Annotated in this window: 15 protein-coding genes; 4 read left to right on the top strand and 11 right to left on the bottom strand. The window is 72.5% G+C overall.

The window, feature by feature from the left end; translation table 11 throughout:
- Nucleotides 1–39: 39 nt before the first annotated feature.
- The 11 genes from ACT54X_RS15870 to ACT54X_RS15820 all read right to left on the bottom strand — a co-directional run bounded on the left by ACT54X_RS15870 (nucleotide 40) and on the right by ACT54X_RS15820 (nucleotide 19,932).
- Nucleotides 40–1,182, bottom strand: coding sequence for an extracellular catalytic domain type 1 short-chain-length polyhydroxyalkanoate depolymerase (locus tag ACT54X_RS15870; protein WP_476347449.1), 1,143 nt, complete (start codon nucleotides 1,180–1,182; stop codon nucleotides 40–42).
- Nucleotides 1,183–1,235: 53 nt separating this feature from the next.
- A complete protein-coding gene (locus ACT54X_RS15865) occupies nucleotides 1,236–2,435 on the bottom strand; it encodes a sensor histidine kinase (RefSeq protein WP_476347448.1) in 1,200 nt (399 codons plus the stop codon).
- Nucleotides 2,432–11,002, bottom strand: coding sequence for a glycoside hydrolase family 94 protein (locus ACT54X_RS15860; protein WP_476347447.1), 8,571 nt, complete (start codon nucleotides 11,000–11,002; stop codon nucleotides 2,432–2,434). Before ACT54X_RS15860 ends, ACT54X_RS15865 begins: the two co-directional genes overlap by 4 nt.
- A 309-nt stretch (nucleotides 11,003–11,311) precedes the next feature.
- Nucleotides 11,312–12,283, bottom strand: a complete 972-nt coding sequence (locus ACT54X_RS15855; protein WP_476347446.1) for an ABC transporter substrate-binding protein — start codon at nucleotides 12,281–12,283, stop codon at nucleotides 11,312–11,314.
- A gap of 74 nt (nucleotides 12,284–12,357) precedes the next feature.
- On the bottom strand, nucleotides 12,358–13,566 hold the full coding sequence (locus ACT54X_RS15850) for a c-type cytochrome (protein WP_476347445.1): 1,209 nt from the start codon (nucleotides 13,564–13,566) through the stop codon (nucleotides 12,358–12,360).
- Between the two features lie 72 nt (nucleotides 13,567–13,638).
- A complete protein-coding gene (locus tag ACT54X_RS15845; RefSeq protein ID WP_476347444.1) occupies nucleotides 13,639–14,475 on the bottom strand; it encodes an ABC transporter ATP-binding protein in 837 nt (278 codons plus the stop codon).
- On the bottom strand, nucleotides 14,469–15,566 hold the full coding sequence (locus ACT54X_RS15840) for an ABC transporter permease (RefSeq protein WP_476347443.1): 1,098 nt from the start codon (nucleotides 15,564–15,566) through the stop codon (nucleotides 14,469–14,471). The genes ACT54X_RS15845 and ACT54X_RS15840 overlap by 7 nt, the downstream gene beginning before the upstream one ends.
- Nucleotides 15,567–15,835: 269 nt before the next feature.
- A complete protein-coding gene (locus tag ACT54X_RS15835) occupies nucleotides 15,836–16,849 on the bottom strand; it encodes an ABC transporter substrate-binding protein (RefSeq protein ID WP_476347442.1) in 1,014 nt (337 codons plus the stop codon).
- Nucleotides 16,850–16,886: 37 nt separating this feature from the next.
- Entirely contained in the window at nucleotides 16,887–17,738 is an 852-nt protein-coding gene (locus tag ACT54X_RS15830) for a class II aldolase/adducin family protein (protein ID WP_476347441.1), read from the bottom strand.
- Between the two features lie 4 nt (nucleotides 17,739–17,742).
- Complete coding sequence (locus ACT54X_RS15825) at nucleotides 17,743–18,837, bottom strand: LLM class flavin-dependent oxidoreductase (RefSeq protein WP_476347645.1); 1,095 nt, start codon at nucleotides 18,835–18,837, stop codon at nucleotides 17,743–17,745.
- 90 nt (nucleotides 18,838–18,927) lie between these two features.
- Complete coding sequence (locus ACT54X_RS15820) at nucleotides 18,928–19,932, bottom strand: ABC transporter substrate-binding protein (RefSeq protein ID WP_476347440.1); 1,005 nt, start codon at nucleotides 19,930–19,932, stop codon at nucleotides 18,928–18,930.
- A gap of 110 nt (nucleotides 19,933–20,042) precedes the next feature.
- Between ACT54X_RS15820 and ACT54X_RS15815 the strand changes: the two genes are divergently transcribed.
- The 4 genes from ACT54X_RS15815 (at nucleotide 20,043) to ACT54X_RS15800 (ending at nucleotide 26,082) form a co-directional block, all read left to right on the top strand.
- The gene (locus ACT54X_RS15815) at nucleotides 20,043–21,341 is read left to right on the top strand and encodes an acyl-CoA dehydrogenase family protein (protein WP_476347439.1); all 1,299 of its coding nucleotides are present in this window, start codon (nucleotides 20,043–20,045) and stop codon (nucleotides 21,339–21,341) included.
- Nucleotides 21,338–21,943 (top strand): cysteine dioxygenase family protein, encoded by a 606-nt coding sequence (locus ACT54X_RS15810; protein WP_476347438.1) that lies wholly within the window; start codon nucleotides 21,338–21,340, stop codon nucleotides 21,941–21,943. The genes ACT54X_RS15815 and ACT54X_RS15810 overlap by 4 nt, the downstream gene beginning before the upstream one ends.
- A gap of 42 nt (nucleotides 21,944–21,985) precedes the next feature.
- The gene (locus tag ACT54X_RS15805) at nucleotides 21,986–23,620 is read left to right on the top strand and encodes a rhodanese-related sulfurtransferase (RefSeq protein WP_476347437.1); all 1,635 of its coding nucleotides are present in this window, start codon (nucleotides 21,986–21,988) and stop codon (nucleotides 23,618–23,620) included.
- A 365-nt stretch (nucleotides 23,621–23,985) separates the two neighbouring features.
- On the top strand, nucleotides 23,986–26,082 hold the full coding sequence (locus ACT54X_RS15800) for a putative bifunctional diguanylate cyclase/phosphodiesterase (protein WP_294370783.1): 2,097 nt from the start codon (nucleotides 23,986–23,988) through the stop codon (nucleotides 26,080–26,082).
- Nucleotides 26,083–26,442: the final 360 nt, after the last annotated feature.

The following is a 26,442-nucleotide window of genomic DNA, read 5'->3' as shown; positions in this document are numbered from 1 at the left end:
CCGCGGCAGGCGCGTGCCGGGGCGGGCCGTCAGGTGCTCTCAAAGCGCAGGGGGCCGCGCAGCCGGCAGGGCGAGGAAGAAGCGCACCATCTCCGCCGAGGCATCCGGTCCGCTGGCATCGGTGTACGAGCCGCGCGCATCGCCCCCGGACCACGCGTGGCCTGCGCCGTGGAGCGTCCAGGACTCGATGCACACCAGCCCTTGTGCGCTCGCATGGACCGTGCGGCTGTAGGGACGCCCGCCCGGCGCTTCGCCGCGGTGGGTGCTGCGGGTCGACGGCTCATGCGCCTGGCAGGCCTGCTCGACGATCCGCGCCCCGTTGCTGTGCTGGACGGTATGGTCCCGGTCGCCGTGGAAGACGATGAGCGGCACGCGCTGCACGGCATGGAGGTGCGGCTGCCCCGCCGCAGGGGCGGCGCGGGCGCCGTGACTCCCGGCGGCGTGGCGTCCGCCCTTCATCGCGGCCAGCGCAGAGGGAATGTCCTGCGCGCTGCCGTAGGGCAGGCCCGAGTGCACGCCGATGCCGGCGATCAGGTCCGGGTAGGTCTCGCCCATCACGACCGCCATCGCCGCGCCCGCGGACAACCCCGCCACGAAGATGCGGTCCGGATCCACGGCGTGCCGGGTCGCGACCTCCTGAACGATGCCGGCGATCAGTGCGGGCTCGCCGGCATCGCGCCGCTGGTCCTGCGGCTGGAACCAGTTCCAGCATCTCGACGCATTGGCCTGCGCCGACTGCTCGGGATAGACCACCAGGAAGCCGTGCGCCTGCGCCAGCCGGTTCATCCGCGTGCCCGCTGCGAAATCGTCCGCCGACTGGGTGCAGCCATGCAGCATGACGATCAGGGGGCAGGGTGCCGGCGGCCTGTGCGCGGGCACGAAGAGCTTGTAGGCGCGGGCACCGGTCGGGCTGTGGAATTCGTGCCGCTCGAACGAATCCGCGGCCCTGTCGGAATCGGTCACGCGGGCGGGCACGTCGATCACGGCATCGCGCTCGGGGGCCGCGGGCGTGGCGACGCGACCCGCACTGCCCGGATGCAGCGCGTGGCGCAGCGTGGCCCGCAGGCCCTGCATTGGCGCGGACGAGGTGTCGAGGCCCGCGCTGGCGAACGCCCGCTCGATGACGGCCGTGATCGCCTCGGCGTCGTAGCCGGGCGCCTGCGCAGGGAATGGGTTCTTCATGGGTGCTTTTCGAAGTGGAGGAACAGGGGCGATGACGGGTCGGCGCCAGGCGTTCAGGGCAAGGTGTGGCGCGGCATGGCAATGGTGAACACGCAACCGTGATCGGGCGCGTGGCGCACATCGAGGGTGCCGTCGTTCAGTTCAACGCTTCGACGGGCAATGGACAGGCCCAGGCCGATGCCGCTACGGTCGTCTCCCAACTGCGTGAAGGGTTGGAAGAGCGCCTGCATTGCGACATCCGACAAGCCCGCGCCGTTGTCCTGCACGGCGATCAGGATGCGTTCCTCCGCGGCGTTCGCCTGCAGGGTGACCACGCCCCCGTCGGCGCGCGAGAACTTGAAGGCGTTCTGCAGCAGGTTGCCCACGGCTGCCAGTATCAAATCGCGATCGGCCTCCAGCGCGAGCGTCGGGTCGGCGGCGGAGGCGCTGAACACGCAGCCCCGGCTTTGCGCCTCCATCTCGGCGGAGACCTTGATTTCAGCGATGAACTCGGCCAGAGAGAAGCGTCGCCGCTGCGGGGGCATGCCGGCAATGATCCGTACCTCCGCCAGCGATCGGTCGATCAGCTTGCCCATGCCGGACAGTGCGCGATCCAGCACGTCGGCTGTCGCCCCGTTGGTGCCCACGTTGCCCGCCTTGATCGCCCGGTGCGCCAGCCTGGCAGCAAAGAGCATGTTGCGCAGTTCGTGCGCGAAGACGCCCAACCGCTCGTTGAGTTCCTGGGCGTTCCGGTCGGCCGCCTCGAGTTCGCGGCCACGGGTGTACTCGGTCACCGCGCTGGCGATGGCGTTGTCCAGGCATCGGTTCAGGGTTCTGAACTCATCCACGCCGATGTCCGTGCCGGTTTCGCACGCCATGTCGGAGATGGCTTGGCAAAGGTCGCCGTAGTCGTGGACCACTTCCTCGATCGTGAAGCCGTGTCCCATCAGTTCCCGTCCATGATGGGCGGCGGATTCGGCGATGTCCGAGATGGCGCGACTGCTGCCGCCCGAGACGCCGGAGACCTGACGGCTGCGCTGCGTGTCGTCCGCACGCTCGGCCAGCAGCGTGTGGATCAACTGGTCCAGGAATTCAGTGATCCCGTGCGCGAGTTCCTGTTCGGCCACGGGGGGGGTCGATCGCAGGGCGACCTTGTCCCGGCAGCGGGCGATCAGTGCGCCCCGGTTCGCGGTGAGGAACTGGTGCATCATTCCTGCGCCATACGCTGCGGAGGGCGCCCGCGGGGTTCCGCGCGCGGAAGAACGTTTCGTCATAGCGTGACCTCCAGTCGATGTGCGCCGGGCGCGAGCGGTATGCGCAGGGCGCTGCCGTCGCAGGCCAGCGGCACGCCGTCCAGCGACGCCGCGGCGATGCCGGCACACCCCGCGCCCGGCGCGTCGACCCGGATGGCGTAGTGCGCCGCGCCGAGCACGACGCGGGCCTCGAAGCCGGGCCACTCGGCGGGAATGCACGGATCGAGGACCAGGGTGTCGCCCTCGCGCCGGATGCCCAGGATGCCTTCGATGCCGGCCCGGTGCATCCAGCCCGCGGCGCCCGTGTACCAGGTCCAGCCGCCGCGGCCGGCATGCGGCGGCACCGAGTACACGTCGGCGGCCACCACGTAGGGCTCGACCCGGTAGCGCGCCGCCTGCTCGGGCGTGCGGGCATGGTGGATGGGATTGACCAGCGCGAACAGCGCGTGGGCGTGCGTGCCGGCCTGCGGATCGGCCCGCAGCTGCGCGAGCGCCAGGATGGCCCACATGGCCGCGTGGCTGTACTGGCCGCCGTTCTCGCGCAGGCCGGGCGGATAGCCCTGGATGTAGCCGGGGTCGCGCGGGCCGCGGTCGAAGGGCGGGGTGAAGAGCAGCGCCAGGCCCGGGTCGGGCACCAGCAGCTGCGCGCGCAGCGCGTCCATCGCGGCCTGCGCGCGCGCCGGGTCGGCCGCGCCGGAGAGCACGGCCCAGGACTGGGCGATCGAGTCGATGCGGCAGGCCTCGGCATCGCGCGTGCCCAGCCAGGTGCCGTCGTCGAAGGTGGCGCGCCGGTACCAGTCGCCGTCCCACGCCTCGCGCTCGAGCGCCGCGGTCACGGCCTGCGCATGGCTGCGCCAGCGCGCGGCGCGGGCGGGATCGCGCGACTCGGCCAGCGGGGCGAACAGCGCCAGCGTGCGCACCAGCAGCCAACCCAGCCACACGCTCTGGCCGTGGCCGTGCTGGCCGACGCGGTTCATGCCGTCGTTCCAGTCGCCGGTGCCCATCAAAGGCAGGCCCAGGTCGCCGGTCAGCGCGATGCTCTGGTCCAGCGCAAGCGCGCAGTGCTCGAACAGCGTCGCCGCGGTGCCGGCGGGCATCGGCTGGAAGAAGGCGTCGTGTTCGCCCTCGCGCAGCGCGGGCCCTTCCAGGAAGGCGATGGATTCGTCCAGCACCGCCATGTCGCCCGACACGCCGAGGTAGTGGGCGCAGGCGAAGGCCAGCCAGACGCGGTCGTCCGAGATGCGCGTGCGCACGCCCTGGCCCGAATGCGGCAGCCACCAGTGCTGCACGTCGCCCTCCACGAACTGGCGGCCTGCGGCGCGCAGCAGGTGCGCGCGCGTCTCGTCGGGCCGCGCGAAGGCCAGCGCCATGCCGTCCTGCAACTGGTCGCGAAAGCCGTAGGCCCCGCTGGCCTGATAGAAGGCCGCGCGGGCGCGGATGCGGCAGGCCAGCGTCTGGTAGAGCAGCCAGCCGTTGAGCAGGATGTCCATGGCGCGGTCGGGCGTGCACACCTGCACGGCGCCGAGCAGGCCGTCCCAGTGGTCGCGCACGCGCTGCAGTTCGGCGTCCAGGTCGGCATCGCGCCAGCGGGCGGCCAGGGCCAGGCTGTCCTGCGCGCTGGCGCACTGCCCAAGAAGGGCGACCACGTCCACCGTCTCGCCGGGCTGCAGCAGCACGCGGCATTGCAGGGCGGCGCACGGGTCCAGCCCCGCGCCGACGGCGCCCGACAGTGGCGTGCGCCCGCGCAATGCGGCCGGTGCGGCCAGGCTGCCATGGCGGCCGAGGAACTCGGTGCGGTCCGCGGTCCAGGCGCTCTGCCGGCCGCCGAGGTCCGCGAAGGCGACGCGGCCGGGAAAGGCCGTGCTCCACGGGTTGCGCGCCAGCAGCACGCCGGTGCCGGCGTCGACCTCGGTCAGCAGGAAGGGCGCGCAGGCGGCGCGCGACGGGCCCAGCACCCATTCCGCATAGGCCGTGACCGACAGCTGCCGCACCTGCGCCGTGCGGTTGTGCAGCCGCAGGCGCGAGACCTTGACGGGCTCGTCCAGCGGCACGAACTGCAGCAGTTCCAGTGCGATGCCGTGCGCCTCGTGCTGGAAGGTGCTGTGGCCATGGCCGTGGCGCGCGACGTAGGTGCCGCGGTCCCGTATCGGCTGCGCCGTGGGGCTCCAGAGCTGGCCGCTGGTCTCGTCGCGCACGAAGAAGGCCTCGCCCGTGGGGTCGGTCACGGGGTCGTTGGACCAGGGCGTGAGCGGGTTCTCGCGGCTGTTGACGGCCCAGGTGCTGGCGCTGCCATCGGCCGAGACCTGGAAGCCGAAGCCTGGGTTGGCGATGACGTTGATCCACGGGGCCGGGGTGGTCCGGCCGTCGGCGAGCACGGTCACGTATTCGCGGCCGTCGCAGTCGAAGCCGCCCAGGCCGTTGAAGAACTCCAGCCCGGCCGTGTCCGGGGCCCGTGCCGGCATCGGCGGCACGGTGGCGGCGGGCGCCGCTACGGCAGGTTCGGGCGCGGGGCGCACGGCGGGCGCTGCCAGGGGCGTGCGCGCGAGCTGCCGCGCGATGTCGCCGCGGCGCGCCAGCAGCACAACGCGCGCGGCCGACTGCAGCAGGGCACGCGCCGGCGCGTCCATCAGGTCGGCGCGCAGCGTGTGGACCGTGCCCCGCCCCGGCGCCTCGCCATCCAGGCGGGGGCGCGACTGGCTGCGCCGCACGGCCGTCTCGATGGCCATCTGCAGGTCCTGCACATAGGACGAGGCGCGTTCGTTGACGATCACCAGGTCGACGCTGAGCCCCTTCATGCGCCAGTACTCGTGGGCGCGCAGCAGCTGGCGCACCACGGCGATGTCCTCGATGTCGTCGATGCGCAGCAGCACGATCGGCAGGTCGCCCGAGACGGCATGCCGCCACAGCCCCGATTGCGGGCCGGCGCCGCGCGCCATCGCTTCGGCCGAGGTGCGGAAGCGGGCGTCTGCATAGAGGATCGGCGCCGCCAGCCGCTGGAAGTCCGCGGCTTCATCGGCCTCGATGCCGATATGGCGCAACTGCACCTGCGCCTGCGTCCAGGCCAGCGTGCGGGCGCGGCCGAAGGCACTGCGGTCGTGGTGCTGGTCCAGCAGGTCGAGCAAGGCCTCGCGCGAGGCGGCCACCAGGGTCCAGAAGGCCAGGCGCGCGGTGCCCCCGGGCGCGATGCGCACGCGGTGCCGCACCGCGAAGACCGGGTCCAGCACCGTGCCGGTGGTGCCGGACAGCGCGACGCCGTGCCGCATGGCCTGCGGCGCGGCGGCCGAGCGTCCCCGGCCCAGGAAGCGCGCGCGGTCGGATTCGTACTGCGCCGGCGCCGTGGCCGTGCCTTCCACCACGGCGAAATGCGCGGCCCAGACGGGCGGCTCGTCCGGCGTGCGCGGGCGGCGCGTGGCCACCAGTGCGCCGAACTCGGGCAGGTAGTCGGTCTGCACGAACATCTTGGCGAAGGCCGGGTGGGCATCGTCGGCCGCGGGCGGCGCCAGCACCACCTCGGCGTAGGAGGTGAGTTCGACCTCCCGCGCCTTGCGGCCGGTGTTGACCACCGTCACGCGGCGCACCTCGCCGTCCGCCTCGGCCGACACCAGCACCTCCATCACGGTCGTCAGGCTGCCGTCGTGCCGCGTGAAGGCGGCATGGTCCTCGGCGAAGACCACCTCCTGGCTGTCGGCGGGCGCGCCCCCGGGCTGCGCCGCGGCGGACCAGATGCGGCCGCTGTCCATGTCGCGCAGGTAGACGTAGGCGCCCCAGTCGTCGCGGGTGGGGTCTTCGCGCCAGCGGGTCACGGCCAGGTCGCGCCATCGGCTGTAGCCCGTGCCGGCGGCGGTCAGCATGACGGCGTAGCGCCCGTTGGACAGCAGGTGCGTGGCCGGTGCTGCGGCCGCGCCCGGGTCCATCCGGCGCACCGCGTGCAGGTCGGCCTGCGCGCCGGCGCTTCCGGCGTGCACTTCCTCGGCGCGGGGCTGCGCCACGGCGACGAGGCGGGGCATGCGCTCCTGCAGCAGGAGCTCGCAGGCCTGGATCATCGGCTCGCGATGGAAGCGCTCGCGCATGCGCCCGCCCTGCAGCGTATTGGCGATGGCCACCAGCGTCATGCCCTGGTGGTGCGCCATGTAGTTGCGCACGATGGCGACCGGCGAGCCGCCTGGCAGCCGCGCGCGCGTGAAGTCCAGTGCCTCGTAGAAGCCATGGCGCCCGAGCGCACCCAGGCGCTGCAGGTGCGCGAAGTTGCGCTGCGCAAGCCCGGCATCGACCATCGTGGCCAGGCCGGTGGAATAGGGCGCGACGACCAGGTCGTCGGCCAGGCCGCGCTTGAGGCCCAGGCCCGGCACGCCGAAGTTGGAGTACTGGTAGGTGAACTCCAGGTCGCGGGCGTTGTAGGCCGACTCGGAGATGCCCCAGGGCACGCCTCGGAGCCGGCCGTAGGCCACCTGATGCTGCACGATCAGCCGGTTGGTCTGCTCGAGCAGGCTGCCGGCCGGTGCGCGCATCACCAGCGAGGGCATCAGGTACTCGAACATCGAACCCGACCACGACACCAGGGCCGAGCCCCGGCCGACCGGGATGGCGGTGCGGCCCAGCCGGAACCAGTGGCGCGTGGGCGCGTCGCCCTTCGCGATGGCGAACAGGCTGGCCAGGCGGGCCTCGGAGGCCAGCAGGTCGTAGCAGTTGTCGTCGAGCGCGTTGTCCACTGCGGCATAGCCGATGGACAGCAGCTTGCGCTCGGGGTCGAGCAGGAAGGCGAAGTCCATCCCCAGCGCCAGGGCGCGCGCCTGCTGCGCCAGCGACCGCCACCGGGCATCCAGGCCCTGCGGCCCGGCCGCAGACGAGGCGAGGTCGCGCGCCTGCTGCGCGATGCGCTGGCGCAGCGCGCCGGTCCAGAACAGCGCATCGTCCTGCGCGTCCGGCTCGCCCTGCGCCGCGGGCACCAGGGCGCGGGCCGCCTCCTCGGCCTTGTCGGCCAGGCGCTGAAGCACGGGCAGCGACAGGCCGGCGGCGTCCCGCAGCCCCGCTTCGATGTCGTCGAGCAGGATGCGCAACCGCACGCCCTGCGGCCCCTGGGCCGCAGGGGCGGCGAGCGCCGATTCGCGGGCGAGCGCGAGCGCATCGCCCGCGCCCTGCGTCCAGTCGGACGGCGGCGTGGCGCCCAGCCATTCCTCGCAGGCGTTGGCCAGCGCGATCAGATGGCCCGCCAGGTTGCCGCTGTCCACCGACGACACGTAGGCCGGCGCCAGCACCTGCGCCGTGCGGGTGTCGTACCAGTTGTAGAAATGGCCGCGGAAGCGCTCGAGTGTCTGCAGGCTGGAGAAGGTCGCTTCCAGCCGCTCGCAGGTCTGCAGGGCGCCGGCCCAGCCGAAGTCGCGCGCCGCCACGGTCGACAGCAGGTACAGACCCATGTTGGTGGGCGAGGTGCGGTGCGCGACCACCGGCTTCGGGTCTTCCTGGAAGTTGTCCGGCGGCAGCATGTGCTCGGCCGGGGTCACGAAGGTCTCGAAGAAGCGCCAGGTGCGGCGCGCCGTGCGGCGCAGGGCCAGGGCGTCGGCGGCGCCCGCAGCGCCGGGCGGCGACAAGGGCGGGCGGCGGCTGGCGCGCCAGGCCAGGGCCGGCGCCGCGAACCAGAGCGCCGCCAGGCCCGCCGCCATCGGCCAGGCGGCAGGTGCGAACAGGCCGACGCCCACGGCCAGCACCCCGGCCAGCAGCAGGCCGCCGGCCATCTGGCCATAGAAGCCCGCCACGCCCGGCCGCGGGCGGGCGCTGGCCTGGGCGGCGGTCGTCCATTCCAGCAGATGGCGGTGGGTGCCGTAGAGCCGGGTCAGGGTGCGCACGATGGCGTCGAGCGCGCGCCAGGCCTGGTCGGCCAGCAGGGCCAGGGCCCAGCCGGCCTGCAGCAGGCCCATCCGCAGGTCGCCGGCCAGCCCGCGCAGGTGGCTGCCCAGCCCGATGCCCGGGCGCGGCGGGCGCAGCCCGGCCAGACTCGGCAGGAAGGCCGGTACGGCCAGGGCCAGTGCCAGCAGTGCCATGCCGTGCAGCGACTGCGGCCAGGGCAGTGCGGCACACAGGGCCAGCACCAGCCAGCCGGCCGGCGCCAGCAGCGAGCGCCGCAGGTTGTCGATCATCTTCCAGCGGCCCACCGGGGGCACCGGCGCGCCCGCGTGGCGCCGCCCGAGCACCCAGGGCAGCAGTTGCCAGTCGCCACGCGTCCACCGGTGCTGGCGCCGCGCCGCGACGTCGTGGCGGGCCGGAAAGTCCTCGACCACCTCGATGTCCGAAGCCAGGCCGGCCCGCGCGAACACGCCCTCGAACAGGTCATGGCTGAGCATCGCGTTCTCGGGAATGCGCCCCGCCAGGGCGGCCTCGAAGGCATCGACGTCGTAGATGCCCTTGCCGGTGTAGGAGCCTTCGCCGAACAGGTCCTGGTAGATGTCGGAGACGGCGGCGGCGTACGGGTCCATCCCGCCGGGGCCGGACGACAGCCGCTGGTAGAGCGAACCCTCGCGGCCCAGTGGCAGGGCCGGCGTCACGCGCGGCTGCAGGATGGCGTGGCCCCCCACCACGCGCTGTTCGGCGTCGCTCCAGCGCACGCGGTTCAGGGGATGGGCCATCTTGCCGATCAGGCGCAGCGCCGCGTCGCGCGGCAGCCGGGTGTCGGCATCCAGCGTGATGACGTAGCGCACGCCGGCCAGGAGGTCGGGGTGCAGCGCGGGGTCGGCAGCGCCGCCGTCCAGCGCCATGAAGCTGGTGTCGGTGGCGCCGCGCAGCAGCCGGTTGAGCTCGTGCAGCTTGCCGCGCTTGCGCTCCCAGCCCATCCAGCGGTTCTCGCTGGCGTTGAAGCGCCGCCGGCGGTGCAGCAGGTGGAAGCGCGGGCCGCCCGGCGCCGGGCCGTGCCGCCGGTTCAGGGCGGCGATGGCCTCCTGCGCCACGCTGATCAGGTGGGCGTCGCCGTCCTGCACCTCGGTGTCCGCATCCAGCCCGTCCGACAGCAGCGCGAAGCACAGCTCGCCCCCCGCCCCGGCGAGATGGTGCACTTCGAGCCGCTCGATGTGCTCGCGCAGTTCCGCCTCGCTGGTCAGCAGCGTGGGCATGACGACCAGTGTGCGCAGGTGGGCCGGCACGCCGTCGGCCAGGGCCAGGGCCGGAAGCACCGCGGCGCGCGTGCGGGCGGTGATGGCGCGCTGCACGAGGGCCGTCGCGAGTTCGGTGGCCGGCAGAAAGGCGGCCAGGGCGAGCGCCGCCAGCAGCGCGGGGGAGATGGCCGCCAGCGCGCCCGCGCCCAGCAGGGCCCAGCCCGCCGCACCCAGCAGCAGCACCGCCAGCGCCAGGATGGCCGCCACATAGCCGCCGATGCCCAGGCGCACGCCGAAGCGGTCCAGGCGCAGGCCCAGCGGGGGCCGGAAGCCGATGGCCCGCTCCAGTGCGTCGCGCCCCTCGCCGATGAGGGCGTGGCCGGGGTCGGTGACCGGCGCCGGCCCGTCCAGCGGCGACGGGTCCGCCTGCGCGGCCGAGATCGCCACGGCCTGCCCGGCGATCTCCAGCTCGGACAGCGGCGAGCCGCGGGCCAGTTGCTCGATGGCCGTGCGATAGCGGTTGCGCGTGGGGAAGTCCATCTGCGCGAAGGCGCTGCCCTCGCGCAGCCGCGCGTCCATCAGGCTGTTGCTCTCGAACAGGTCCGCCCAGTCGATGTCCGACATCAGGCGCATGCTGGTGATGATGTTGCGCACCGACACGTTGGAGGCGCCCTGGCGCTGCTGCGCATGCAGGATGGCCAGGTCCGCATCGGCGCCCTGGCGGCGCAGGCGCTCGTCCAGCCACTGCAGTGCGGGCGTGGTGCGGGGGTCCTGGTCGCGCAGGCGCTTGGCCAGCTGTGCGGCGAACAGCTCGGAGATCGGGCCGTCCGGCCGGGACTCGATGTCGCGCTGCAAGGCGGTGTAGGCGCCGTCGGGCGCCAGCAGCCGGTCGGCGAGCGCCTGCGCATCGGCGCGCGCGGCGCGCCCCGCGATCATCTGGTCGGCCAGCCTGCGCAGGTTCTCCACCAGCACGATGCGCAGGGTGATCGCCACGGCCCAGAGTTCGCCGATGTCCAGCGGCTGCACTTCCTGGTAGGCCGCGATGAAGCGACGCAGCACGACCGGATCGAAGTGGCTGTCGGTGTGGGCGACGAAGGCCCATGCCAGCCCGAAGACGCGCGGATAGCCCGCCAGGGGGCCTTCGGCCAGCTTGGGCAGCTGGCGGTAGTAGCCGGGGGGCAGGTCGGTGCGGATCTCGCGCATCTGGGCCTCCACCACGTGGTAGTTGTCCAGCAGCCACTCGGCGGCCGGCACCACGCCGCGGCCCGCTGCCACTTCCGCGGCACCCGAACGGTAGGCTCGCAGCAGTTCGCCGGCGTTGTCGCGCAGCCGGGCATGCAGGGACGGCACCCGGGGTGGCCGGTGGCTGACCTGCTGGGCGATGGCGAGGCTGCGTGCGTGCTGCTCCAGCCGTTCGATGCCGAACAGCTCCTCGCGCACGGGCGCGGTATCGGCCCAGGGACCGGCGGCCCGGGGCCGCAAGGCGGACTGAAGGACTGGATGCATGCGCGCCTTTCAGTGCACCGCGAGCAGGAGAGGCCCGCGAGCGACCCGCCGGGAGGGAGATGGGCAAGAGGGCCCCTGCCGGCCGGGCGAGTTGCACGGCGCCGGTCGGGACGTCCTGGGAATCCGCGACGGTGTCGCGGGGTTCCTTGGCCCGCTGCAGGAAGCGGGCCTCAGTCAGCGGCAGGGGGCGGTCGAAGCGCCCCGATGGTCAGCCCCCTGCGTGGGGGCAGGGCTCGCGCATTGCAACCCTGGCATCGGCGCCGGGCGGCGCGCTGCGGTTGCATTGTGGGGCCGCAGCCGCATTGGCGCTCAACCCGCCAGTGCAAAGCCCTTGTCGAAGGTGCCCACCACCTGCAGCGGCGTCCTGATCAGGCCCACCTTGGCATAGAAGTCGGCCGTGGCCTGCTGGTCGGCCACCACGCGTTCGTCGATGGGCACCCAGGCTTGTTGGCGGCGCTCGAACTGCAGCCGGGCCGCCTCGGGCGAGATGCCGATGATGCGCGCCAGCGTGGCCGAGTAGCCCGCCACGTTGCGATTGGCCCATTGCTGGGCGCGGGCCACGCGCTGCAGGAAGTCCTGCAGCACCGGTCGCTTGGCCGCGATGGCGGCATCGGTGGCGGCCAGGTAGCTCAGGCCCGGCAGCAGGCCGCGGCCGCTGACCAGCACGCGGGCATGGCCGGCCGTCTCGGCCATGGCGGTGTAGGGCTCCCAGGTGGCCCAGGCATCGACCGAACCCTGCGTCAGGGCCAGCTTGGCGTCGGCCGGCGGCAGAAAACGCAGGTTCACGTCGCCCGGCTGCAGCCCCGCGGCGGTGATGGCCTTGAGCGTGACGAAGTGACCGATGGAGCCGCGGTTGGTGGCCACGCTGCGACCCTTGAGGTCCGCAGCGCTGCGCAGCGGCGAATCGGGCCGCACCAGCACCGCCGTGCCATAGGCATCGCTGCGGTTGGCGCCGATGGCCTTGACGCGCGTGCCGGCGGCCAGGGCGAAGATCAGCGGCGCATCGCCGATGGGGCCGGAGTCGACCGCGCCCGCGTTGAGTGCTTCGGCCAGCGGCGCAGCCGCGGGGAACTCGGACCACTGGATGTCGTAGCCCAGGCCGTCAAGGGCGCCAGCGGCTTCGAGCAGGGCGCGCAGGCCGCCCTTCTGGTCACCGGCCTTGAGCACGGGGCGGGACTGGGCATGGGCGCCCAGGGGGGGCAGCGCCAGGCCCGCCGCGAGGACGGAGCCGCCGGCCAGGAAGCGGCGGCGGCTGGGGGTGGGGCGAAGGACATGGGACATGGATGGATCTCCTGGATGGATGAAGGAAGGGCGGGGAGGGCGGCCCGGCGCGGTGGGCCGCGGCGGCTTGGCGTTCAGTGCACAAGGCCACCCTTGACGTAGCGCACGGGCTCTGCGTCCATGCGCGCAATGAGGCTGCCCAGCCCGTCCAGCGCGGTCAGGCGCGTCGCGGATGCGGGTGCAGATGGGGATGGGGAAGCGTCCGACGGCGCACGGCACACCAGGTCGTCTTCCCGCCAATCGGCGGCGTCGGGCGCCGCCCGGGCGCGCAGCCAGCCCTCGCGGTCCACGATGAACTGCGTGCCGGCGAGCGCCCCGGGGTCGTCTGCATTGCCCGCGACGAGGGCCAGGGCGCGCCAGGCGTCGGCTTGGGGCGTCTCGCAATCCGCGGCGTCCACATGCGGCAAGTCCGTGTTGCCGGATGCCGGGGCGAGCGCCACGGTGACCACGCGCGGGTCGGGCGTCGGGACTTGGCCGGCGCCCGGTGCGATCACCCGCAGACGCTGGCCTTGCAGTGCGGCGCTGGACTGGCGCCGCGGCGCGCCTGCGCATCGGACGGCAAAGGCCGGCAACCGCACCGGCTGCAGCCATTGGCCGGTCTGCCGCAGCATCTGGCCGGCGGCCAGCGCCTTCATGGCGTCGATCAGGGCCCAGGCGTCGTCCGCCGAGAGCCTGTCTGCGAAGGCCGGCATCGAAGGCTGGCCGCTGCGCGCATCCCGCATGCCGTGCAGCACGTGCCAGAACAGGTCGCCGTCGGCCCGCCGCCACAGCAGCGGGCCGGCCAGGTTGGGCGGCCACACCGCTTGCTGCGCTGCCAGGGGTCCGTGCCCGCGACCGTCGGCGCCGTGGCAGTCCACGCACAGCTGGCGGTAGAGCTGATGGCCGCGCACGATGGCGCCGGCCTCGAAGCCGATGGGAGAGACGTGGAAGCTGGCGGGCGTGGCGGCCACGCGCATGGCCTCCCACTGCGGCCAGGGCGCCAGCAAAGGCAGCAGGCCGGCCACCACCAGCAGCCACACGCGCCGCCGGCGCCACAGCAGGCCCAGTGCGGCAACGACCAGGGCCAGCACCAGCAGACCCAGGGTGAGCGCCAGCCGGCGCGCCTGGCCCAGGTCGAAGAGCAGGGTGTCGCCCGCCAGCCGCGAGGCCCAGGGCCATGCGGGCTGGCCGTACAGCGCGGGCACCAAGCCCACGGCGTGCAGCGCCTGCAGCAGCGCCGCCTGGCCGGACTGCAGGACGCCCAGCAGCCACTGCAGCCAAAGGGCATCGGGTGGCGTGGTCATCGCAACGATCCCCTTCCAGGACGCGGACACGGACGCGGGCGGTCCGCGCTCACATCACCTGGACGGCGGGGACTACCAGCTCGCATCCAGGCCCAGGTGGCGCAGCGCCTCGTGCCGCAGCTCGGCCAGCCGCGGATGGCCGCGGTGGCGCGGATAGGGCAGGTCGACTTGCAGTTGCGCCACGATGCGCGCCGGCCGATCGCTCAGCACCACGACGCGCTGGGCGAGGAAGAGCGCCTCTTCCACGTCGTGCGTGACCAGCAGGGCCGAGAAGCCGCTGCGCTGCCACAGCTGCAGCAGCTCGCCCTGCATCTGCAGGCGCGTGAGCGAGTCGAGCTTGCCCAGCGGCTCGTCCAGGATCAGCAGGCGCGGGTCGTTGACCAGCGCGCGGGCCAGTGCCACGCGCTGGGCCATGCCGCCCGACAGCTGGTGCGGGAAGGCATCGGCGAACTCGGCCAGGCCCACGCGGGCCAGCGCGTCGTCCACGCGGTGGGCCTGCTGGCGCAGCACGCCGCGCGCCTGCGGGCCCAGCGCCACGTTGGCGCGCACGCGCCGCCAGGGGTAGAGCGTGGGGTCCTGGAAGACGACGATCCGCGACGGATCGGGCCGGGTGATGGCCGCACCGTCCTGCGCCAGCCGGCCCGTGGTGGCGGGCTCCAGGCCGGCGACCAGGCGCAGCAGCGTGGACTTGCCGCAGCCGCTGGGCCCGAGCAGGGCCACGAACTCGCCGGGCGCCACATGCAGGTCGATGCCGTCCAGCGCCTGCAGCTTGTTGCCGCCGGGCACGTCGAACCAGTGGCTGACGTTCTCGATGTCGATGCGCGCGCCGCCCGGGGCCGTGCCCGCGGAGGCCGGCGGCGATGCCTCTTCGGTGGCGTCGTCGTATTCGCGCAGCAGCGGGATCACCATTTGACGGTCCCTTTCTGCCACGACAGCACGCGGTCGCGCACCGTGAACAGCAGCGTGATCAGGCCCGAGCAGAGCACGGCCATCACGATCAGCGCGGCATACATGTTGGCGTAGGCGGCCCAGCCCTGGGCCCACTGCAGGTACCAGCCCAGGCCGGCCTTCACGCCCATCATCTCGGCCGTGACCAGCACCGAGAACGATGCGCCCAGGCCCATGAACAGGCCGACGAAGACCTGCGGCAGCGCGGCCGGCACGGCCACGCGCAGCACCAGGAACCACTCGCCTGCGCCCAGCGTGCGCGCCACGTCGTAGTACTGGCGGTTGACCGCCGCCACGCCCGACCACGACAGCACCGCCACCGGGAAGAAGGTGGCCAGCCCGATCAGGAACACCGCGGCGGCATAGCTCGACGGCGCGAAGAAGAAGGCCAGCGGCAACAGCGCCGAAGCCGGCACCGGCCCCAGGAAGCGCAGCACCGGATGCACCCAGTAGCCCGCCACGCGCGACCAGCCGATCCACACGCCGGTGATGAAGCCGACCAGCGCGCCCAGCACGAAACCGTGTGCCAGCAGCCGCACCGAATGCGCGGTGGACAGGCCCAGGCGCGGCCAGTCCTCCACCGCCACGTCGATCAGGCTCTGCGGCGGTGCGAAGAAGGGCGGCGGCAGCAGGCCCAGCTTGGCCGTCAAGACCTCCCACAGCGCCAGCAGCCCCGGCAGCGCCACGAGCCAGGCGCCCGCGTGCACCAGCCGTGCGCCAGCGCGACCGCCACGGGCGCGGCGCACCAGCGCGGGCACCAGCAGCAACGCACCGACCACCAGGGCCGCCAGGCCGAATTCGGTGGTGAAGGTCCAGTCGCTGAATCCGGCTGGCTTGTTGGGCCAGGCCAGCGTCAGCACGCCCAGGCCGAGCCAGGCCAGGGCGGCCAGCAGGCCGCGTGGCCAGAGTCTCGCGGCGCGTGCGATTGGGATCGCGCTCGGCGGCATCGCGATGGCCGCTGCAGGGGGCGGGGGCGCCGCTGCCGGCGGTGCGTCGAGCGCGGGCCCGTCGGCGGGCGTCCAGCGCGAAAGTGCGGAATCAAAAGTCGTCATTTCAGTGTTCCATGGCGCCGCGCGCCACCCATATGGCACGAGACCGGCACCCCGACAAGGATCAAGTGGCCGCAGAGCAGGCCATGCCAGGGCACCCGAGGAACTGGCTTCGCCAGGCCTCTGGGTGCGCCCCCCTCCAGGCCGAAGGCGAACGAGAGGGGCTGAGGGCCGAGGCTCCAAGCCTGCCTGCGCAGGCTTGGACGTGCCCGAAGAGCAGCTGCCTCTGGCGGCCGCCCGGAGCCGCGAAGCGGCATGGGGGGTGTTTTCTGTTACGCCAGCACGTCGTAAGACACGTGGTCCGCCAGGCGCTTCGGATCGGTGCTGCTCTTGAGCACGCCCACCGAGCGGAAGTCGCGCGCATAGAACTCCACCTCGTCGCGCAGGCTGCGGCCGGTGGGATGGTGGCGGTGCGTCAGCGTGCCGAGCAGGGCTTGCAGGTCCTCCACCGGCACCTTGGGCGAGTACTTGGCAAAGAGCTTCGCCGACTCGTTGGGGTTGTCGGCCACGTAGTCGGAGGCCTGCACGATGGAGCGCACCAGCGCGGCCACGGTGGGCTTGTCCTTGCGCACCAGCTCGCCACGGGCGCCGACGATGCAGCAGACCTTGTCCTTGTATTCGCCCGAGAGGTTGGTGGCCAGCTCGGTGTACTTGCCGGCGTTGCGCTTCTCGATCAGGTAGAGCGTGGGGTCGCCATCGGCAATGGCCTGGATCTCGCCCTTGTTGACGGCCACGTCCAGCAGGTCGGCCGGGTACTGGCGCCACTGCACCTCGCGGTCGGCGTCGATGCCGTTCTTCTTGAGCAGGATGGAGAAGAAGTTCTTGCCCGGGCTCGCGATGTCCGAGACGCCGATGGTCTTGCCCTTCAGGTGCGCGAGCTGCGTGACGCCGGCGTCCTTGCTGCCCACCAGCCGCACGCAGCCTCCGTGGGAGCTGCCGACGATCTTGACGTCGAAGCCCGCTTCCAGCGGCTTGAGCCAGCGGTGGATCATGCCCACGGCCGCGTCGGCCTTGGCGGTGGCCAGCGATTCGAGCAGCTGGTCGGTGGAGCCGGTGTAGTTGACCAGCTCCACCTGCAGGCCGTTCTTCTCGAAGAAGCCGCGCTCCTGCGCCACCACCACCGGCGAGAGGCAGAAGGCGCTGGCGTTCCAGGCGAAGGTAAGCTTGCGTGGCTGGGACCAGGCGCGCGATGCGAGCAGGCCGCCGGCGGCAACCACGGCGGCAGCACCGCCCGCGCGCAGCAGCTGGCGGCGCGAGGCGGGAAGGGGCAGGGATGTCGAGGTCATGGCGTCGTGGAAGAAGATGAAGAAGAGGCGAGGGCCCTCAGTCCAGCAGGTCCGGCTCGGCGGCCACCAGCGGCTGATACAGGCTCTCGAATGCATGGATGCCGCCTTCGGGCCCGCCGATCTGCGCGTGCGTGTGGCGGGCCGTGGCCTCGTCGATGGGGCGCGGCGTGCCGGCGGCCTCGGCCAGCAGTTGCGTGTGGCAGGCGTTGTCCAGCGCGATGTACCACCAGGCCGCCGCCTCGACCGAGCGGCCGGCCGTCAGGATGCCGTGGTTGCGCAGGATGGCGCCCTTGCCGAAGCCGCCGTCGGGCTTGGCCAGCGCCTCGGCGATGCGGGCGCCTTCCGACAGGTCGACCACCATGCCGGTGAAGTCGTCGAACAGCGCCACGTCGCCGTGGAACACGCAGGCGTCCTGCGTGAGCGGCAGCAGCGGCCGGCCCAGGGTGGAGAAGGCCTTGCCGTAGGTCGAATGGGTGTGGGCGGCGGCCACCAGGTCCGGATGCCGCTCGTGAATGGCGGCATGGATGGCGAAGGCCGCCTTGTTGAGCGGCCGGTCGCCGATCACCGTCTCGCCCCGGCTGTTGACCAGCAGCAGGTCCGACACCTTGATGCGCGAGAAGTGCACGCCCAGCGGGTTGACCCAGAAGTGATCGGACAGCTCCGGGTCACGGGCCGTGATGTGGCCGGCCAGCCCCAGGTCGAAGCCGTGCCGCGCGAAGAGGCGGAAGGCGCCGGCCAGCCGCTCCTGCCGATGGCGGCGCTCGGCCTCCACCGTGGTGCGCGGCGGCGCCGGGTCGAACCAGTAGCGCGCCTGCGGCTGCGCATGGAAGCGGGCCCGCAGCGCGCTGGCGGCGGGTTGCAGATGGGCGGCGTGGACGGGGGCGTTCATCGCTTCAGGCCACCCGGCGTTGGGCTTCCGCGCGACGGGCCGCGGCGCGCTCGGCGATCAGGGCGCGCGTGCGCGGGATCAGCTCGCGGCCGTAGTCCAGCGCATCTTCGAGCGGATCGAAGCCGCGGATCAGGAAGGTGGTCACGCCCAGTTCCCAGTAGTCGAGCAGCGCTTCGGCCACCTGCTCGGGCGTGCCGACCAGGCCGGTGCTGTTGGAGCGGCCGCCGGTCTCCTGCGCGATGGCCGTCCACAGGCGCTTGTCCACGCGCGGCCCCTGGTTGGCTGCGGCCAGCAGGCGGCGCGCGCCTTCGCTCTGCAGCGGGCCGCCGCGCGAATAGCCGGCCACCACGCGCAGGCGGCGCGCTTCTTCGAGGATGCGGTCGGCGCGGGCCCAGGCGGCCTCTTCGGTGTCGGCCAGCACGGGGCGGAAGGACACCGAGAAGTTCACCTGCCGGCCATGGCGCGCGGCCTCGGCCCGCACACGCGTGGTCAGGTCGCGCGCCTGGTCCAGCGTCTCGCCCCACAGCGCGTACACGTCGGCATGCTTGCCGGCCACCTTCAGCGCCGCCTCGGACGCGCCGCCGAAGTACACCGGCACATGGGGCAGGCCGTCCTGCGTCTGCACCGGCTTGACTTCCGAGAAGGCGTTCTCGGCCTGGTAGTGGTCGCCGTGGTGGTGGAAGGGGCGCTCGCTGGTCCACACCTTGCGCAGCACCTCCAGGTACTCATCGGTGCGGGCATAGCGCTGGTCGTGGTTCAGCCAGTCGCCGTCGCGGCGTTGCTCTTCGTCGGAGCCGCCGGAGATGTAGTGCACCGCGAGGCGCCCTCCCGTGTACTGGTCGAGGGTGGCGAACTGCCGGGCCGCCAGCGTGGGCGCCACAAAGCCGGGCCGGTGCGCCAGCATGAAGTGGATGCGCTCGGTCACGCTGGCTGCGTAGGCCACGGTGAGCGTGGCGTCGGGGCTGGTGGAATGGTGCGGCACCAGGATGCGGTCGAAGCCGGCCTGTTCGTGCGCCTGCGCGAAGGCCCGGACGTAATCGCGGTCGATGGCGGGGCCGCGCGGTGCATGGGTCTCCGAGACCTTCTGGGTCTGGATCATGCCGATGAACTGGACTTGGCCGTCGGTGGGGGAATGGCTCACGGGAGGCTTTCTGGAGGATGGACCGAGGAGGGAGGGGAGGAAGCGGAGTCAGGCGGCGGATGCAGCGCCGGCGCGCAGCGCGGCGTCGAAGCGCCGGTCCCACAGGGGGCGCACGTCGGCCGGGCCGTCGAGCACACCCAGGCGCAGGAAGGTGTCGGCCACGTCCTGGTGGCTGCGCACCGCGGCGTCGCTCACCGGGACCAGGCTGTAGTCGTGGCTGCGGCGGTTGAAGAGCTCGACGATGTCGCCCACCGCGATGCGGGTCTCGGCCGACTGCGTGCGGGCATAGGCCAGGAAGTTGCCGTTGACCCAGGCATAGGCGCGCTGCAGCCGCAGCAGGAAGTCGCTGATGGCGGCGCGGCGGCGCGCGTCCTCCAGCGAGCGCGGGTTGGCATAGACCGGGAAGTTGCCCGACAGGTAGCCGACGCCCGTCTTGAGCACCCGCGCGCCATGCTGCAGCCGGGCGATCTGGCCGTTGTAGCCATAGATGGCCCAGGCATCGAGATCGCCCCGCGCGAAGGCCGAGAGGCCATCGGCCGGGCTCAGGTTGACGGCCTGGATGTCGTTGAAGGACAGGCCGGCCTCGGCCAGCTGCTTGGCCAGGAAGTAGTGCGCCGTGGTGGCGCGCACATAGCCCACGCGTTTTCCCTTGAGCTCCGCGATGGACTGGATGGGTGCGTCCTTGCGGGCGACGGTGACCTGGTTGTTCAGGTCTTCATGGATGGCGGCCACCAGCTTGAGATTGGCCTTCTGCCGCGCCGCGAACACGGGCGGGATTTCGCTTCCGGAGCCCAGGTCCAGCGCATCGCCGTTGATGGCCTCGATGTGCAGCACGCCGTTGTTGAGCTCGCGCCAGTCGATGCGGTAGGGCGCCTGCTGCAGGCCCGCGGCATCGAGCAGCGCGCGCCAGTTGCCCTTGTAGGTGCCCACGCGCAGCGTGACGCCGGCGAGGTCGTCGTTGGGGGCGGCAAGGACTGCGGCAGGCGCCAGGGCGGCGGCCTGCAGAAGGCGGCGCCGCGTGGTGCGGAAGAGGGTGGTCGAAGATTGCAGCATGGGGCCGAACCGTATCGGCCCATGGCCGTCGCGTGAACGTCGGATTCCGAGTTTGGATATGCGCAAACGATGGTTCGCGCACGCGCGGATGACCTCCAAAGTCCGCTCTCATGAGTGCACTTCCCCAGACCCTGTTCGCGTCCGCCTTCGAGGCGGAAGCCGATTCACCTGCGCTTGCCGAGGCCGCTGCGCTTATCGACGACGCCACGCTGGCCGCGCTGACGCGGCGCTTCGCTGCCACGGCCGCCGACCATGACCTGGCCGGCCGCTTTCCGCACGACAACTTCGAGGAACTGCAACGCCTGGGCCTCATCGGCCTGGTGGCGCCGGCGGCCTGGGGCGGTGGCGGCGCCACGCTGGCCGAGGCGCGCCGCGTGATCGCGGCCGTGGCGGCCGGCGAGCCCGCAACCGCGCTGGTGCTGACCATGACCTACCTGCAGCACCAGGCCTTGCGTCATCCCGCCAGCCGCTGGCCGGCGCACCTGCGCGAGGCCGTGGCCCGCAGCGGCGTGCGCGAAGGCGCTCTGGCCAATGCGCTGCGCGTGGAACCGCAGCTGGGCTCGCCCGCGCGCGGCGGCCTGCCGGGCACCGTGGCCCGGCGCGAGGGCGACGCGTGGGTGATCGACGGCCACAAGCTCTACACCACCGGCATCGAGCGGCTGTCGTGGCTGCTGGTGTGGGGCCGCACCGATGAGCCGCAGCCGCGGGTGGGCTTCTTCCTGGTGCCGGGCAAGGCACCGGGCGTGCGCACCATCGCCAGCTGGGACCACCTGGGCCTGCGCGCCTCGGGCAGCCACGAGGCGGTGCTGGCGGGCGTGCGCGTCCCGCTGGACCATGCGGTGGACATCCGTCCGCCTGCCCAATGGGCGCCAGCGGCCGCGACAGCCGCCGAGGCCGAGGCCTTCGCCAGGCAGCAGGCCTGGATGGCCACGCTGCTCGGCAGCCTGTACGACGCGGTGGCCGGCGCGGCGCGCGACTGGCTGCTGGGTTTCCTGCAGTCGCGGGCGCCGGGCAGCCTGGGGGCGCCGCTGGCGACCCTGCCGCGCGCGCAGGAGAAGGTGGGCGAGATCGAGGCCTTGCTGCGCACCAACCGCGTGCTGCTGGACGACCTGGCCGCGCGTGTCGATGCTGGCCAGGCGCCGACGCCGACCGACAGCGGCCTGGTCAAGCACACCGTGGGCACGCAGGCCATCGCCGCGGTGGAACTGGCCTTGCAGCTCAGCGGCAACCACGGCCTGTCGCGCCAGAACCCGCTGGAGCGCCACCACCGCGACGTGCTGTGTGCGCGCATCCACACGCCGCAAAGCGATGCGGCGCTGGTCGCGGCCGGCCAGCAGGCCCTGGCGGCGGCGGCCCGGGCCGTCCCGGATCGACCCACGGCAGGCCCTGCGGCCACAATCCGCGCATGACCGGCATCACCCGCCTGCGCGACTTCGTCGTCGGCTTCCATCGCCTGCTCGACCAAAGCCCGGACGAGCCGCGCATCCTGCGTGAGGGTGGGGCGCTGCTGGCGCAGCTGGTCGCGCACGACGATTGGCTGCCCGCGGCCTTCGCCCGGCCCGACCCCACCTACTACCAGCAGCACCTGCTGTATGCCGACGCCAGCGAGCGCTTCTCGGTCGTGAGCTTCGTCTGGGGCCCGGGCCAGGCCACGCCGGTGCACGACCACACCGTGTGGGGCCTGATCGGCATGCTGCGCGGCGCCGAGATCAGCCAGGGCTACGGCCCGGACGCCGAAGGGTGCTGGCAGCCGCACGGCGCGCCCGTGCACCTGCGGCCGGGCCAGGTCGAGGCGGTGTCGCCCCGTGTCGGCGACGTGCACCAGGTGCGCAATGCGCTGGCCGACCAGGTCTCGGTGAGCATCCATGTCTACGGCGCCAACATCGGCGCCGTGGCACGCCACACCTACCCGGCCGAAGGCGGGCGCAAGCGCTTCGTCTCCGGCTATTCCAACGCCGTCCTGCCCAACCTGTGGGACCGCAGCGCCGAGGTGCGGGCCCGTGCGGCCTGATCGCGCTGCGCGCCGGACGGCGTCCTCCTTTTTCTTCGCTTCATGACCCAGACCGTCCCTTCGTCTTCCTTGCCCGTGCTGGGCGTGCCCGCGGTGCGCCAGCACCTGCTGGACCGCCGCGAGATCGCCCTGCTCGACCTGCGCGAGGAAGACCCCTATGCCCAGGCCCATCCGCTGTGGGCGGCCAACCTGCCGCTGTCGCGCATCGAGCTGGAGGCCTGGCGTCGCATCCCGCGGCGCGACACGCTCATCGTGCTCTACGGCGAGCATGAAGGCGAGGACCTGGTGCCACGCGGCGCCGCCGTGCTGGCCCGGCTGGGCTACACGAACGTACATGCGCTCGACGGCGGACTCGACGGCTGGCGCGCCGCGGGTGGCGAGCTCTTCCGTGACGTCAACGTGCCCAGCAAGGCCTTCGGCGAACTGGTCGAGCACGAACGGCACACGCCCTCGCTGCCGGCTGAGGAGGTGCAGGCGCTGCTCGACGCCAAGGCCGACGTGGTGGTGCTGGACGTGCGCCGTTTCGACGAGTACCAGACCATGAGCATCCCCGGCGCCACCAGCGTGCCCGGTGCCGAGTTGGTGCTGCGCGCGCGGGCGCTGGCGCCCGATCCGGCGACGCGCGTCATCGTCAACTGCGCGGGACGCACCCGCAGCATCATCGGTACGCAGTCGCTGGTGAATGCGGGCCTGCCCAATCCGGTGGCGGCCCTGCGCAACGGCACCATCGGCTGGCTGCTGGCCGGCCAGCAGCTGGACCAGGGCGCGCAGCGTCGCGCGCCGGCGCAGGTCGACGCGGCGGTGGCCGTCCAGGCGCGGGCCGATGCCCAGGCCGTGGCGGCGCGGGCAGGTGTGCGCCCGTTGGCGCTGGCCGATCTGCCCGCGCTGCTCGCCGACGCGGGCCGCACCACGTACCGGCTGGACGTGCGCACGCCCGAGGAATACGAGGCCGGCCACCTGCCGGGCTTTGCCAGCGCCCCCGGCGGCCAACTGGTGCAGGAGACCGACCACCACGCCCCCGTGCGCGGCGCCCGCTTCGTGCTCGCCGACGACGACGGGGTGCGCGCTGCCATGACCGGCTCCTGGCTGGCGCAGATGGGCTGGGAGGTGTGGCGCATCGAGGGCGCCACGGCCGCCGACTTCCGCGAGACGGGCACGCCCGCGCCGGAACGGCCCGCGCCGCACCGCGAGGTCGAGCCCATCGCGCCCGCGGCCCTGGCCGCGCTGCTGCAGGCGGGCGATGCCGTGCTCATCGATGTGGGTGCCAGCGCCAATTACGTCAGGCGCCACATCCCGGGTGCCTGGTTCGCCGTGCGCGCCCAACTGGCCAACGCCCTGGCGCAGTCGCTGCCCCCGGCTGGCCAGTACGTGCTGACCTGCGGCACGAGCCTCCTCGCGGCCTATGCGGCGGCCGACTTGCGGACGTTGCTCGATGCACAGGGTCGCGCGGATGTCCCGGTGCGCCTGCTGACCGGCGGCAATGCCGCCTGGTTTGCCGCCGGCCTGCCCGAGGAGGCCGGCGAGGCCCGCCTGGCCACGCCGCGGACCGACCGCTACCGCCGTCCCTATGAAGGCACCGACGCCCCGCGCGAGGCGATGCAGGGCTACCTGGACTGGGAATTCGGCTTGGTGGCCCAACTGGGCCGCGACGGGACGCATCACTTCACCGTGATCTGAGCGCCTGCGCCGGGCGCGCCGTCCGGCCAGGGCGGTGCCCGCTCGCCTGCCGCGGCCGTGAGCCGACCGTCCCCCGGCACGTCTTGCGGCGTAGTCCGGAAGGCCGGCTTTCCTACGCCCGTTCTGGCGAAAGACTGACGACGCCTCGTCGCAGCGGCGCTACCCTCCCGAGCGCGGGGTGGCATGGAGCCGTTCCAGGTGAATGGAGGGCGGACCGGCATGGCCGGGCCTGTAACGCAAGTGGCGGTTACAACGATGCAAAACAATGCGCCAATCCCGCAGTCCTTCGGGCTCGCCCACCGGGAGGTGGGGGCGGTGTCCTGCCCCGGCTGTCGTGCCATCCGGCCGCATCCGTTTCGCATCCCATGACTGCCGCCGCCATGGTGTCCAGCTACGACCCGCTGATCGTTGCGGCATCGGTGGCGTTGTCCATCTTCGTCGTCTTCGTCGCGCTCGACCTGGCGCAGCGCGTGCGCACGCGGGATGCCGTCACGGCCCGCACCTGGTGGGCCGGCGGCTCGCTGGTGATGGGCACCGGCGTCTGGGCCGTGCACTTCGTGGGCATGATGGCGCACAGCCTGCCCGTGCCCATCGGCTACAGCTATGGCTTTACGGGTCTGTCGTGGCTGGCCGGCGTGCTCACCTCGGCGCTGACGCTGCTGATGGCGCGTGCGCCCCGGCTCACCGCCGCGGGCCTCGTCGTGGGCTCGGTTTCCATGACCGTGGGCCTCGTCGGCATGCACCAGCTGGGCATGCTGTCGCTGCACATGGCGCCTCAGGCGCACTTGAACCTGCCCCTGCTCGGGGCTGCCTGCGCGCTCGTGTGGCTCACATCCATGGCCACCCTGTGGCTGCTCTTCCACCGGGGCGACGTCGAGCGACCGTGGGTGCGGCAGCTGGGCCTGGCGATCGGGCTGGGGCTGGCCATGATCTGTGCGCACTACCTCGGCATGGCGGCCGCAAGGTACGAGGAAGGGAGCGTATGCCTGAGCGCCGACGAACTCGGCGGCGACGGGCTTGTGCTCATGGTGGTCGCTGCGACGGTGCTGATGCAGGTGCTCACGCTGGTCACGGCAGTGCTCGATGCCCGGCTGCGGGGCCGCACGCGCGACCTCACCCATTCTCTGGAACAGGCCCATCACCAGTTGCAGGAGGCCAACGACGAGCTCGACCGTCGTGCCGTGCTGGACCCGCTCACGGGTCTGCCCAACCGGGCCTTCTTCGACGACTGCCTGGCCGTGGCCCGCACCGGCGCCGCACGCAAGCTGGCGGTGCTCTTCGTCGACCTGGACAGCTTCAAGCCGGTCAACGATTCCTTCGGCCATGCCTGCGGCGACAAGGTGCTGCGGGAGGTGGCCGAGCGCCTGCGCCGGGTGCTGCGCAACGGCGACACCGTGGCGCGCATCGGTGGCGACGAGTTCGTCGTGCTGATGGAGGACGTCACGCGCCAGGCCGACTGCAGCCTGGTGGCCTCACGCATCCTCGACGAACTGGGCCGGCCCTTCGGGGTGGGCGAACCGCCCGTGCAGATCTCGGCCTCCATCGGCGTGGCCCTGCACCCCGACCACGGCCGAAAGGCGGCGCTGGTGGCGCTGGCGGATGCCGCCATGCAGGCCGCCAAGCGGGCGGGCGGGCGGCAGTACGCCTTCTTCGAGCCGCACATGAGCACCAACGCGCACGAGCAGCTCAGCCTGCAGGCGGAGCTGCGCCAGGCGCTGGAGCGCGGCGAACTGGTGCTGCACTACCAGCCCAAGATCGACAGCCGCCGGCGCGAACTGTCGGGCGTGGAGGCGCTGGTGCGCTGGAACCATCCGGTGCGCGGCACGCTGGGGCCTGGCATCTTCATCCCGGTGGCCGAGCGCTTCGGCCTGATCGGCCAACTGGGCCAGTGGGTCATCGAGGAAGCCTGTCGCCAGATGAAGGAATGGGCCCGTGCCGGCCTGCCCATGCGCGTGGCCATCAATCTGTCGGCCCAGCAGTTGCATGAGGCCGACCTCGTCGAACGCATCGATGCGGCGCTGCGGCGCAACGGCGTCGCGGCGTCCCAGCTGCTGTGCGAGATCACCGAGACCGTGACCATGGAGGACGTGAACACCACGCAGGAGGTGTTCGGCCGCCTGGCGCGCATCGGCGTCTTCATCGCCATCGACGACTTCGGCACCGGCTATTCGAGCCTGAGCTACCTGCGGCGCCTGCCCGCGCGGCAGCTCAAGATCGATCGCAGCTTCATCAGCGACCTCGAGACCAGCGCCGACGCCCGTGCCGTGGTCGATGCGGTGGTGCGACTGGCCCAGGCCCTGGGCCTGCGCGTGGTGGCGGAGGGCGTCGAGACCGCCGGCCAGCGCGACATCCTGGTCGGCATGGGCTGCGACGAGTTGCAGGGCTTCTTCTTCGCGCGGCCGATGCCCGCCGACCAGCTGGTGCAGTGGAGCCGGCGCCGGCCGTCGCTTGCGGCTGGGTAGCCTGTTTCGTCTTTTGGCCCGATTGCGGCCGAGGAAGAACTTGGCGCTGTTGTGTCCATGTGCCCTTCTTTTGCGCTGGCGGGCAACTATTGCACGCATCACGGCAAAAGATGCTTTCGGCCCATGCTGAGCCGCGTGGCCCTTCCGCGCGCGCCCTTAACCTCGTCCCGCCGCTTGCCGTCTACGCCAAAGAGCGGCTTGCCAGGGAGAGGTTTCCATGTCCACGCTGTCACACACGCTGCGGGTGCATTCGCCCGCACTGCCGGTCTTTGCCGGCACGCCCCTGCTGCAGCCCGTGCGGCTGTCGGGCCACGAGGGCGTCAATGCCCTCTTCACCTATGAGCTGCTTCTGCAGACCCC

Source organism: Pseudacidovorax sp. DMC4 (assembly GCF_056314265.1).
This window is presented reverse-complemented; position numbering and strand designations above follow the sequence as displayed.

Excerpts from the sequence above, each read along its gene's own strand:
- ACT54X_RS15870 (WP_476347449.1), bottom strand. The coding sequence starts at position 1,182 with ATGAAGAACCCATTCCCTGCGCAGGCGCCCGGCTACGACGCCGAGGCG.
- ACT54X_RS15865 (WP_476347448.1), bottom strand. The coding sequence starts at position 2,435 with ATGACGAAACGTTCTTCCGCGCGCGGAACCCCGCGGGCGCCCTCCGCA.
- ACT54X_RS15860 (WP_476347447.1), bottom strand. The coding sequence starts at position 11,002 with ATGCATCCAGTCCTTCAGTCCGCCTTGCGGCCCCGGGCCGCCGGTCCC.
- ACT54X_RS15855 (WP_476347446.1), bottom strand. The coding sequence starts at position 12,283 with ATGTCCCATGTCCTTCGCCCCACCCCCAGCCGCCGCCGCTTCCTGGCC.
- ACT54X_RS15850 (WP_476347445.1), bottom strand. The coding sequence starts at position 13,566 with ATGACCACGCCACCCGATGCCCTTTGGCTGCAGTGGCTGCTGGGCGTC.
- ACT54X_RS15845 (WP_476347444.1), bottom strand. The coding sequence starts at position 14,475 with ATGGTGATCCCGCTGCTGCGCGAATACGACGACGCCACCGAAGAGGCA.
- ACT54X_RS15840 (WP_476347443.1), bottom strand. The coding sequence starts at position 15,566 with ATGACGACTTTTGATTCCGCACTTTCGCGCTGGACGCCCGCCGACGGG.
- ACT54X_RS15835 (WP_476347442.1), bottom strand. The coding sequence starts at position 16,849 with ATGACCTCGACATCCCTGCCCCTTCCCGCCTCGCGCCGCCAGCTGCTG.
- ACT54X_RS15830 (WP_476347441.1), bottom strand. The coding sequence starts at position 17,738 with ATGAACGCCCCCGTCCACGCCGCCCATCTGCAACCCGCCGCCAGCGCG.
- ACT54X_RS15825 (WP_476347645.1), bottom strand. The coding sequence starts at position 18,837 with ATGATCCAGACCCAGAAGGTCTCGGAGACCCATGCACCGCGCGGCCCC.
- ACT54X_RS15820 (WP_476347440.1), bottom strand. The coding sequence starts at position 19,932 with ATGCTGCAATCTTCGACCACCCTCTTCCGCACCACGCGGCGCCGCCTT.
- ACT54X_RS15815 (WP_476347439.1), top strand. The coding sequence starts at position 20,043 with ATGAGTGCACTTCCCCAGACCCTGTTCGCGTCCGCCTTCGAGGCGGAA.
- ACT54X_RS15810 (WP_476347438.1), top strand. The coding sequence starts at position 21,338 with ATGACCGGCATCACCCGCCTGCGCGACTTCGTCGTCGGCTTCCATCGC.
- ACT54X_RS15805 (WP_476347437.1), top strand. The coding sequence starts at position 21,986 with ATGACCCAGACCGTCCCTTCGTCTTCCTTGCCCGTGCTGGGCGTGCCC.
- ACT54X_RS15800 (WP_294370783.1), top strand. The coding sequence starts at position 23,986 with ATGACTGCCGCCGCCATGGTGTCCAGCTACGACCCGCTGATCGTTGCG.